Origin of the sequence: Alcaligenes pakistanensis, from assembly GCF_014652815.1 — a bacterium.
In the GTDB taxonomy this organism is placed as follows: domain Bacteria; phylum Pseudomonadota; class Gammaproteobacteria; order Burkholderiales; family Burkholderiaceae_B; genus Alcaligenes; species Alcaligenes pakistanensis.
On the sequence record NZ_BMZN01000005.1, the window covers coordinates 186378 to 197074 of the forward strand.

Sequence of the window (10697 nt, forward strand, 5' to 3'; positions counted from 1 at the left end):
AACCCCGCTCTCCAAAAGGAGAGCGGGGTTTTTTATTGGCAGTGATCGATGCGCAGCAAAGCCAGGCTACCCGCCATCAGCCATTAAGGCTTAGCAGGCGCACCAGACTCCAAATCGTAATGTCGACTCACCGCATACTCATTAATCACCGCCTTGCACCGGTGATAATCCGCCATCGCCTTGCGATTGAAGTGCGTATCAAAACGATCCCTGGACCGTAACGTAGGCAAGAAAAAATACTTGGGTAGATCCACATGCTGCCGATGGTTCTTGCGCGCATCGGTCAAGAGAGCAAGCCGCACCTTATCCTGCTGCCAGGCCGCATGATAACTACGCAACATAAGTGTGCTGGACAGCAGCCAGATCGAACAGCCAGCCCCCAACATCACTAGGAGACAGCGCTGCATCTGCACGGAGCGCTGCGCCAGCAGATCGTGGCCATAAATAGACAAGGCCACCAGCAGATACATCAGGCCGCCATTCAAGGCCCGTTTGGGAATATTGGGTGCCAAAACCAGAATGGCATTGGCCAACAGCGAAGCACCAATCAGCAAAAAAATAGCTCGACGCACCGGCGCGGACGATGCTGGCCCGACCGCGAAGCGCCAAACCAGCATGACCAGAATCACCCCCCAATAACGCAACACCGCGTCCGGAAAACGACGGCCAAAATGCTCCCCAATGCGCCATAACAAAGGCTGCTCGTACCAGTGGGCAAAGACCTCCGACCGCACCTGATTGCCGGGAGCCAGAACCAGAACGGTAACTCCCAACCCCATGCACAGCAGCCAAACCAGATGCCACTTGCTTAACGATCCCGTGCGCTGAATATGCCTAAACCCCAGATACGCCAGTAAACACCAACTGATAATGCCGGTGTTCTCATTCGAGCAACCTGCCAACAGTGCCAGCACGCACAGTGCCAATCCCGCAATCACCGAAGGCCTGCCTTTTTGCAGATACCAGACAAACACCAGCGCAAAGCCAAAATTAAACAGATTGGGCCATAGATAATTTGCTGCGCCTACCAGCCAGAAGGTGGTTTGCCCCAGATCGGGATTCACCAACCAATACAGCATGAATACCAGCACTAGCAAAGACGGCCGCAGCACCTGCCCGGCCAGACGGGCTCCCAAAGCGGCTAACACGGTGATTAGCCCAAACAACGCTACCGTATTCAGTGTGGCTTTCAGCCAGCCTGGAGCCAGACTGAGCATGCCGCTGGAAATCGTGTCCGACACCAGACGACCACTCCAGTTCAAGTAGTGATGCTTGATCGACGCCCAGGCAATGCCCTTATTGGCATAGCTGAAGTCATCAGAGCTCATGGGAGTCAGCCAGTAAATCGCCCAGCTGGCACCCAGCGCCAGTACCGCAAACAAGAGAAAAGCCCAGGCACCCGAGCGGCGGCTGAGCCAAGGCTGAACCGATCGGGGTTCAGCAAAGAAAAGAGTAGAACTCATCGTAACGAAGAGGCGGTGTGTGGTCAGGCCCACGAAGACGACATTTCATATCGTTCATGGCGCCCGAAGTTGATGCCCCGGTGATATCGCGTATTTACCGGGCGTGAAGGGTGGAAAGTATCTCAGATACCCGTTGAAACGCTGCGTTTAACCGCCTTGCCAACCGTCATCCTTTAAATCTAAACCAAATCGGGGTTTTCCCTGCTTTTGCGGCTTCTTGCGCTTATTGGCTAGGCACTGCGCAAAGTGGATATACCGACCCAAACAGCACTTCTACCATTGGCTCCATCGTCATACCTAAAAAACAAAAGGAGAAGGACGTGGGGGACATCAATAAAAAAATAGCAGCCGTTGTATTGGGAGCAGGTGCATTGGGCGCTGGTCCGGCCTATGCCATTGAAGGTAATGGTTTGCCCATTTATCCCGACGGTTTGGAAAACTTCATGAGTGGCGCCCTGCCACCACCTGGTGTGCATTTGCTGATGTACGGCGGTGCCATGCGCTATGACTCGGTGCGTGACAAGAATGGCGACAAATTGCCGATTCCGGACTTCAAAGTCGATGTCGCCATGGTGGCTCCGCGTCTGGTGTGGGTAACCGATCAACAGGTCTTTGGTGGCCAGCTGGCTTTCCATGCTCTGGCTCCCTTGTTGACCGTTAAGGCTCAAGCGGCAGGTCAGTCTCAGCGCCGCAGTGGCCTGGGTGATGTGGTGTTTGGACCGGCTCTGGGCTTTCACCCCAGCGAAAAAATGCACTACGTGCTGGGTGTGGACTTCGTGGCCCCGACTGGCCGCTACAAAGTCACCGACAGCGCCAACCTGGGCCGCAACTACTGGGCTATCCAGCCCGCTGCCGCATTTAGCTATATGCAGCCCAGCGGCATCAATTTGGATTTGAAGATGATGGTGGACTTCAACTTCCGCAACAGCGATACCGAAACCCGTACGGGTAAAGCCATACACGCGGACTACGCCGTGGGTTGGGGCTTTGGTAACGGCCTGGTGCTGGGGGTTGGCGGTTATGCCTATCAGCAGATTGAAAGTGACCGCGGCCCGATGGCAGGCGATAGCAAGGCACGTGCCTTTGCCATTGGTCCTAGCCTGCGTTACGCCAACGATAAGGGCTTGTTGATTACTGCCAAGTATCAGCAAGACCTGGGCGTACGTGGCCGTCCTGAAGGAAAACAATTTTTTGTAAAAGTAGCGGTCCCCTTCTAAGGGCCCGCGGCAGGAGATCGACATGAAAGGACTGAAAGACAAGGTAGTCATCGTGACCGGCGGCGCAACGCGTGTAGGTGCAGGCGTGGTCGAGGTTCTGATGGGCTACGGCGCACGTGTGGCGGTGTTCGATATTGATGCAGCCGGTGGCCAACAGGCTGTGGGCAGCGATGCCGCCAAAGCCAAATTCTGGCAAGTGGACATCACGAACGACCCAAGCCTGAATACCGCTATTGAGCAGGTCAAGGCGCACTTTGGCCGCCTGGATGGTTTGGTCAATCTGGCCTGTTCCTATCTGGACGAAGGCATGGTCTCCAGCCGTGCAGACTGGCTCAAGGCTTTGGACATCAATCTGGTCAGCGCGGTGCAGGCTGCTAAGGCCGTGCGTCCTTTGTTGCCGCGTGGTGGCTCCATCGTCAACTTCACGTCCATTTCATCGTCGATTGCACAAACCGGGCGCTGGTTGTACCCGGTCTCCAAAGCCGCTCTGTTGCAACTGACACGCAGCATGGCTCTGGATTTCGCTCCTGACGGTATCCGCGTCAACTCGGTCTCGCCCGGCTGGATCTGGTCGCGGGTGATGGACGAGCTGACCGGTGGCGACCGCGCCAAAACCGACCGTGTGGCCTCGGCATTTCACATGCTGGGCCGCGTGGGCGATCCCCAGGAAGTGGGCGAAGTCGTGTCCTTCCTGCTCTCGGACTCTGCCAGCTTTGTGACCGGTGCCGACTATGCCGTGGATGGTGGCTACTCGGCCATGGGTCCCGAGCAAGGTGTCCCTGCCATTCCTAAATTGGCTGAATAAGAAAAACCGGGACGCCGGCTGGCGTCCTTAGCTCCCTCAGAAGGAAAAAATCATGCGTAAAGTTGCTATTGTGGGCGCCGGCCAGGCTGGCATGCCCGTTGCATTCGGCCTCTTGGCCCAGGGCTACGAAGTCGCCATTTTCACCAACCGCAGCCCCGACGACGTTCGTGGTGGCCGCGTGATGTCCAGCCAGTGCATGTTTGCCGAGGCACTGGATGTGGAGCGCCGCCTGGGTCTGAACTTCTGGGACGACGAATGCCCACCTGTACAAGGTATTGGCTTTGCCCTGCCCAACCCCGACCAGCCTGATACCAAGGCCGTGGATTGGAGCGGCCGCCTGGACCGCGAAGCGCAAGCGACCGACCAGCGCGTGAAAATGCCTTACTGGCTGGAGCTGTTTGCTCAGCGTGGCGGCAAGCTGATTATGGAAGATGTGGGCGTGGCCGAACTGGAGCGCATCACCCAGGAATACGACCTGACGATGCTGGCCGCCGGTAAAGGCGAAGTGGTCAAACTGTTTGAGCGTGATGATCAGCGCTCCATGTACGACAAGCCCCAGCGCGCCTTGGCTCTGACCTATGTACACGGTCTGGAGCCTACGCCTGAGTACTCGCGTGTGTCCTTTAACTTCATCCCCGGTGTGGGCGAATACTTTGTGTTCCCGTCGCTGACTCTGTCCGGCCCTTGCGACATCATGGTGTTTGAAGGTGTGCCCGGCGGTCCACTGGATCGTTTTCGTGATGCCAAGACACCTGAAGCTCACCTGGAACAAAGCGTGTCCTTCCTGCGCGAATTCTTGCCGTGGGAAGGCGACCGTGCCCGCAATGTGGAACTGACCGATGCCCAGGGTTACCTGTCCGGCGCTTTCCCTCCCACCGTGCGCAAGCCGGTGCTGACACTGCCTTCGGGTCGCATCGTGCTGGGTCTGGGTGATGCCGTGGTGGTCAACGATCCCATTACCGGCCAAGGTTCCAACAACGCCGCCAAAGCTGCCCAGGTGTATCTGGACAGCATTTTGCAGCATGGCGAGGGTGCGTTTGATCGCAACTGGATGCAGGCCACCTTCGAGCGTTACTGGGATTACGCCAATCTGGTGGTGCGCTGGACCAACTCCATGTTGAAGCCGCCTACCGAGTCCTCGTTCGCCTTGTTGACCTCGGCACAGCAATCGCCTGCCCTGGCCCACTTTCTGGCCAATAGTTTCAATCACCCACCAGTTCTGTTCCCTGCTTGGGAAGATCTGAACGCCGCCCAGGCACTGATCGAGCAAACGCGCAGCCAGTCTGTGGCTGCCTGATAGATAGTATTTAAGGAGACGTATCATGACCCCCACCGCAACGCTGCAAGACTCCCCGTCCCAAACCGCTGCCCAGCGGCAGGCCGTGTCTGCCCAAGCGTTGGCAGCCGCTGACGCCAAACCCACACCGTCCAATGTGAACGTGGTCGATAGCCGTGCGTTTCGCCAGGCGCTGGGCCATTTTCCAACGGGCGTGGCCATTGTCACGACCCGTTGCCCCGATGGTCGGGCGGTGGGTCTGACCATTAACTCCTTTACTTCCCTGTCGCTGGAACCGCCTTTGGTGATGTGGAGTCTGGTGAATCATTCGCCCAGCCTGGAAATCTTCCAGAACTGCAGTCATTTTGCGATCAACGTAATCAGCCAGGAGCAGATTCCGGTGGCAATGGGTTTTGCCAGCTCCCAGGTGAAAGACAAGTTTGCGCTGGTCTCACACGTGGATGGCGACGAAGGCGTACCGCTGCTGGACGATTGCGTGGCGACTTTTGTGTGCGAGAACTACCGTCAGCACGAGGGCGGAGATCACACTTTGTTTATTGGGCAGGTGGTGCGCCACACCACGCTGACCGAGCACGAACCTGCGGTGTTCCACCGTGGCCGCTTTGCCAACTTGAGCACACCGGACGGAGATCGTTGAAATGAGCGAAGCGCACAGCGCGGATGTAGTCATTGTCGGCAGTGGGATGAACTCCCTGACCTGCGCCGCTTTGTTGGCCCAGCGAGGCTTGTCGGTGACGGTGCTGGAGCGCAACGCGGTGGCCGGGGGCTGCATCCGTACGCAGGAGCTATTCCCCGGTTTTACGCACGATGTCTTGTCCAGCTGGTATCCGCTGTTCATGGGGGGCGCGTCGTATGCGGCCCTGGCTGAACCCTTGGCCAAAGCCGGTCTGGAATTTGCCAAAGGCGAGTACAGCACCGGTATCGCCATTCCTGGTGGGCCAGCCCTGGCTTTGCGCCAGGACATGGACGATACCGTACGCCGTTTCAATGCCTTGATGCCGGGTGAAGGCGATGCCCTGGGGGCGATGGCTGCTCGTATGTTCGGCCCGGATGCGGGTCTGGTGTTTGGCCTGTTAGGCGGTGAGCCTTATCGTTGGCCCATGGCTAAGCTGGCGTTTGGTGCCTGGCGGGAGCGGGGCCTGGATGGCTTGATGTCTTTTGGCTCGCAAGCGCTGGAGAGCTTCCGACGCTGGGCCATGCGCGAACTGCGTAGCGATCTGGCACGTGCCATGATTGCCCCCTGGGTACTGCATAGCGGCCTGGGCCCAGACGAAGCCAGCTCGGCCCTTATTGGCAAACTGACTTTCAGTGCGGTAGTGAGTGGGGGTATGCCGGTAGTTAAAGGCGGCAGTTACCAGATTGTGAAGGCTTTTACCCACATTATTGAAGAAGCAGGCGGTGCAGTACTGACAAACTCCCATGTGGATCGTGTGCTGGTGGAAGGCAATAAAGCCACCGGCGTGTGTGTTGGGACGCAGCGTTATCTGGCTCGCCGTGCCGTGGTGTGCAATGTGACACCGGGCCAGTTGTATGGTGATTTACTGCCGGAAGTGGAACCCGATTTGTTGAAGTCCGCCCAGGATTATCACTATGGCCGGGGCGGCATGCAGATTCACTTTGCCCTGAATTCCCCACCCGACTGGGTGGACCCGGAACTGCGCCATGTGCCTATGGTGCATGTCACGGAAAGCATGGAGCAGGTGTGCTCGTCTGTGGTCACGGCCAGCAATGGCTATCTGCCTGCCAAACCAACCTTGGCCGTAGGCCAGCCTGTGGCAGTGGATGTGAGCCGTGCGCCGGAAGGACATTGGATTTTATGGGTGCAAATGCAGGAGCTGCCGCGCCATATCAAAGGAGATGAGGCGGGCGAGATTGCTGTGCCAGCCGATGGGCGCTGGAACGAAGCGGTGCGTGAGGCAATGGCCGACCGCGTGCAGGCGCGTCTGGAAACCGTGATGCCCGGCTTGGCGGCCAAGATTATTGGGCGTCGCAGTGTCAGCCCGGCGGATCTGGAAGCCTTGAATATGAATCTGGTGGGGGGCGATCCGTACAGCGGCGTGTGCTCGCCGGATCAATTCTTTTTTATGCGCCCTTTTGCAGGACATAAGAACGCGCGCGGCGGCACCACGCCCTGGCGCAATCTGCATCAAATTGGCGCGTCGGTGCATCCCGGTCCAGGCCTGGGTGGTCAGTCCGGCTATCTGGCGGCGCAACGCATTTTGAAGGGGTGAGAGGACGGGGTGGGCGGTCCGGCTTAATGCTGGCCGCCACGCACTCGTATCAGGGTCTCGCTAGGCGTTTCGCCAAAGCGGCCGCGGTATTCGGCGCTGAAACGACCTTGGTGTGCAAAGCCCCAGCGCATGGCGAGGTCGGCCAGTGTCAGAAAGGGCTCGTTGGAATGGATCAGTTCATGACGCAGCCGGTCTAGCCGGACTTGACGCAGGTACTGCATGGGGCTGACCCCATAATGATCCCGAAAGGCTTGCTGCAAGGTGCGCGAGCTGACGCCTGCAATCGTGCTGAGCTCTGCCACCGTCAACGGTAAATGTGCGTGTTCGTGCAAATGGCTGGCCACTTTTTTCAGATGGCGCGGCAGCACGCGTGTGGCGTTAAGGGCCTGGATCTGAGCTGGTGGATGCAAGCCCAATAAGGTGGTGACTGCCAACTGCTCCAGTTGGCTGATGATCAGGGGCGAGCGCAAAATATCTTCGTAGTTGCGGGCGCAGTCCAGCACATAGCGCAGCATGATCTGCCAGGATGGCTGGGTGTGCGCTTCCAGTCGCACCGGAAAGATCAGCCCTTGCGGCCCTACGTCCAGACCCATTCCTTTCGCCGCTTGCTCCACCAGATTGCGGTCTATCTTGAGCATTAATTGCTCATTATTGGCATGCCAGACCATATCCACGTCTTCATTGGGATTCAGAATGGTGGCAGCGTAGGGTGTGGAGTCCACGGTTTGGCCACCGCAGCGAATTTTGGCGGTGCCGTACTGGGGCATCTGAACCAGGTAAAAACCGGCTAGGTGTTCAGGTTGGATGTGTACGTCGGCGCCATAGCCCAGGCGGCTCAAAGCGACCTGACCAAACTCGGCATGTCGCAGACGGGTTTGCAGGGCCTGATCGGCACGCAGCTGTTTGAGCTGGTGCGACTTGAACATATCGCTGACAGATTTGCGCACGTGCTCTAGGTCAGCAGAAGCTACACGTGCCCAGTGATCGGGCTTATTTTCCATGTTTCATGCGCCTAGATGGTTCTGAAAGGTAGGAAGGATACGTAAAACCTTGAGTTTCAACGGTTTGCAGCGGCTTTATTTTAGTTGTAAAGTATATCAGTGGGCCACCGGGATTTCCCGCAGTCCTGTTTAGTTTGTTGTGTTTAATAACAGAGAGAACCGTGCAGAAAGACTTTCATTTTTACGAGCCCACACAAGGCCATGGATTGCGCCACGACCCGATCAGCTCGATTGTGGGTCCCCGTGTCATTGGCTGGATCGGTACCAAAAGCACGGACGGCGTGCTGAATCTGGCCCCGTACAGCTTCTGCAACGTGTTCAACTACCGCCCTCCTGTCATCGCTTTTTCCAGCGTAGGTTACAAAGACAGCGTGCGCAATGCCATTGAAACCGGCGTGTTCACCTGGAATCTGGCCTCCCGTGATCTGGCTGAGCCCATGAACATGACCAGCCTGGAACAGGACGTGCGTGAATTTGAAGTTGCTGGCCTGACGCCCGTGGATTCCCGCCTGATTGATGCACCCCGCGTGGGCGAGAGCCATGCCTCGCTGGAATGCAAGGTCACCACCCATTTCCAGTTGAAGGATTCGGAAGGCAAAGACCTGAATACCTGGATGGTGTTGGGTGAAGTGGTAGGCGTGCATGTGTCGCCCAACAGCATTGTGGACGGCATTTACCGTACCGCGATTCCACGTCCTATTTTGCGTGGTGGTGGCCCTGGCGATTACTTCGAGATTACGGAACTGGCCTTGTTCGATATGCCGCGTCCCAAATCCTGATAGCAGGCCCATAGTCAGGAGCGCTGATTGGCAGCTCCTTGCGGGCGACTGGAAATGCACAACGGCGCCAAAAGGCGCCGTTTGTTTTATGTCCGTTTTGTGCTCTGGTGGCAGCGCCTTACTGGGCTATCACGCTGTCCTGTGCATCACAGGCGCAGGTAAAACGGTTTAGCCTTTATGCGACGAACCGCCCGCCGCCAAAAACTGAGCCAAGCGGGGGCTGCGCGGAGACACCAGTACTTCTTCTGGCGGGCCTTCTTCTTCGATCAGGCCTTCGTGCAGGTACACCACCTTGCTGGAGACGTTGCGCGCAAAGCTCATTTCGTGGGTAACAACCACCATCGTGCGGCCTTCTTCGGCCAAATTCTGCATAACGCGCAGAACTTCGCCCACGCGCTCCGGGTCCAGCGCCGAGGTGGGCTCGTCAAACAGCATCACTTCCGGTTCCAGTGCCAGTGCACGGGCAATGGCCACGCGTTGCTGCTGACCACCGGATAAAAAGGCGGGATATTGTTTGGCCAGATCGCGCGACAGACCAACTTTGTCCAGATACAGCTCGGCTTTGGCAATGGCCTGGGCCTTGTCCATGCCCTGCACATGAATGGGGGTGGCGGTAATGTTTTCCAGCACCGTCATGTGGGACCACAGATTGAAGTGCTGGAACACCATCGCCAAACTGGTACGCAGGCGTTTGAGTTGTTGTTTGTCTACCGCAACCAGCTCATCCGTTTTCGGGTCCAGACGGGTTTTCAGTTCCTCGCCCTTGATGACGATACGGCCGGAGTTAGGCGTTTCCAGAAAATTGATGCAACGCAGGAAAGTACTTTTACCGGAACCGCTGGAACCGATCAGGCTGATGACATCGCCCGGCTCTGCGCTCAAAGAGACGCCCTTGAGTACTTCCAGGGAGCCATAGCGTTTGTGAATGTTTTCGATGAGCAGGTTGGGCATGGAAAGCGGTATCGTATTGAAAATAAAAAAGACCGGCGCGACGCGGAAGAGAGGATTACAGCACAGACTGGCCGCGAGGCAAATCATTGTGCTTGTGGTTTTCCCGTACAAATCTGTGGGTCTAAACGGATTTACGCGTGTTTCTGGGTTTATGATGCAGTCTTTCCCGTAGCCCTGACGGGGCTAGGGATAGCGCGCTAGCAGCGTTGTAGCCAATGTTAGGTGTCCGTTTTGGCGGACCCGTTTCTAGAGAGTGTTGTCATGAAAAAAGTGGTCCGTGCCAAGCTGCATGGTATCAAGGTGACCGGCGCCGACCTGAACTACCACGGGTCGATCACGCTGGACCCTGAAATCTGCGAACAAGCGGGCATTTTACCCATGGAGTTCGTGGAAATCTGGAATAAGGACAGCGGTGCCCGTATTTCTACGTACGTGATCTTCGGTGAACCCGGCTCGCGCTGCGTGGTCCTGAACGGCGCGGCGGCACGTACCTGTCAAAAGGGCGATACCGTCATCATTTGTGCTACCGAATACGTGATGAACTCCGAAGATCTGTATTCCCTGCGCCCTACCGTACTGACCTTCACGCCTGAAAACGAAATCGACGAAGTCATGCATTACGAAGTGGCCAAAACGGCCCAACGTGATTACGACTTCCGTGTGGTGCGCGACGACCGTCCTCGTGGTGCCGAACGCCCATTGGCCCGTGTTGACGTGGATGCGCTGTCGGCTGATCTGCGTGCCCGTGGTCTGGATGATCGTGCCATTGCCGACATCCTGTCCTGCCATTTGGCCGATTTCGCGCCTGCGACTCAAAACTGATGTGTCTGCGCCGGTTCGTTTAAGAGCCGGCTGCTGCTCAGAAGATAAAAACGCTGCGATCACTGCTCTAAAGCAGTGATCGCAGCGTTTTTTTATATCAGGGTGATGGTTGGCGGACACTACATCTGATA

At 57.1% G+C, this 10697-nt stretch carries 10 protein-coding genes; 7 read left to right on the forward strand and 3 right to left on the reverse strand.

Annotation, left to right across the window (positions count from 1 at the left end):
- Positions 1–83: 83 nt before the first annotated feature.
- Entirely contained in the window at positions 84–1463 is a 1380-nt protein-coding gene (locus IE156_RS16280) for a DUF6056 family protein (protein ID WP_189393696.1), read from the reverse strand.
- Between the two features lie 329 nt (positions 1464–1792).
- Here IE156_RS16280 and IE156_RS16285 point away from each other — a divergent pair, with 329 nt between their 5' ends.
- Genes IE156_RS16285 through IE156_RS16305 form a run of 5 tightly spaced genes read left to right on the forward strand, consistent with a single transcriptional unit; the run spans position 1793 to position 7013 of the window.
- Positions 1793–2680 carry a SphA family protein gene (locus IE156_RS16285; protein ID WP_189393884.1) on the forward strand — a complete coding sequence of 296 codons (888 nt, stop codon included), beginning with the start codon at positions 1793–1795 and terminating at the stop codon, positions 2678–2680.
- Positions 2681–2702: 22 nt separating this feature from the next.
- A complete protein-coding gene (locus IE156_RS16290; RefSeq protein ID WP_189393697.1) occupies positions 2703–3485 on the forward strand; it encodes an SDR family oxidoreductase in 783 nt (260 codons plus the stop codon).
- Positions 3486–3537: 52 nt separating this feature from the next.
- Positions 3538–4782 (forward strand): styrene monooxygenase/indole monooxygenase family protein, encoded by a 1245-nt coding sequence (locus IE156_RS16295; RefSeq protein WP_189393698.1) that lies wholly within the window; start codon positions 3538–3540, stop codon positions 4780–4782.
- Positions 4783–4807: 25 nt separating this feature from the next.
- Positions 4808–5419, forward strand: a complete 612-nt coding sequence (locus IE156_RS16300) for a flavin reductase family protein (RefSeq protein ID WP_189393699.1) — start codon at positions 4808–4810, stop codon at positions 5417–5419.
- A gap of 1 nt (position 5420) precedes the next feature.
- Complete coding sequence (locus tag IE156_RS16305) at positions 5421–7013, forward strand: phytoene desaturase family protein (protein WP_189393700.1); 1593 nt, start codon at positions 5421–5423, stop codon at positions 7011–7013.
- A gap of 23 nt (positions 7014–7036) precedes the next feature.
- On the opposite strand, the gene IE156_RS16310 is transcribed toward IE156_RS16305, so the two are convergent.
- A complete protein-coding gene (locus tag IE156_RS16310) occupies positions 7037–8014 on the reverse strand; it encodes an AraC family transcriptional regulator (protein ID WP_189393701.1) in 978 nt (325 codons plus the stop codon).
- 161 nt (positions 8015–8175) lie between these two features.
- Between IE156_RS16310 and IE156_RS16315 the strand changes: the two genes are divergently transcribed.
- The gene (locus IE156_RS16315; protein WP_189393702.1) at positions 8176–8793 is read left to right on the forward strand and encodes a flavin reductase family protein; all 618 of its coding nucleotides are present in this window, start codon (positions 8176–8178) and stop codon (positions 8791–8793) included.
- Between the two features lie 168 nt (positions 8794–8961).
- Here the strand turns inward: IE156_RS16315 and IE156_RS16320 are convergent, their stop codons facing one another.
- Positions 8962–9744 (reverse strand): ABC transporter ATP-binding protein, encoded by a 783-nt coding sequence (locus tag IE156_RS16320; RefSeq protein WP_189393703.1) that lies wholly within the window; start codon positions 9742–9744, stop codon positions 8962–8964.
- A gap of 261 nt (positions 9745–10005) precedes the next feature.
- On the opposite strand from IE156_RS16320, the gene panD reads away from it, so the two are divergent.
- Positions 10006–10566, forward strand: a complete 561-nt coding sequence (panD, locus tag IE156_RS16325; RefSeq protein WP_189393704.1) for an aspartate 1-decarboxylase — start codon at positions 10006–10008, stop codon at positions 10564–10566.
- Positions 10567–10697 lie beyond the last annotated feature (131 nt).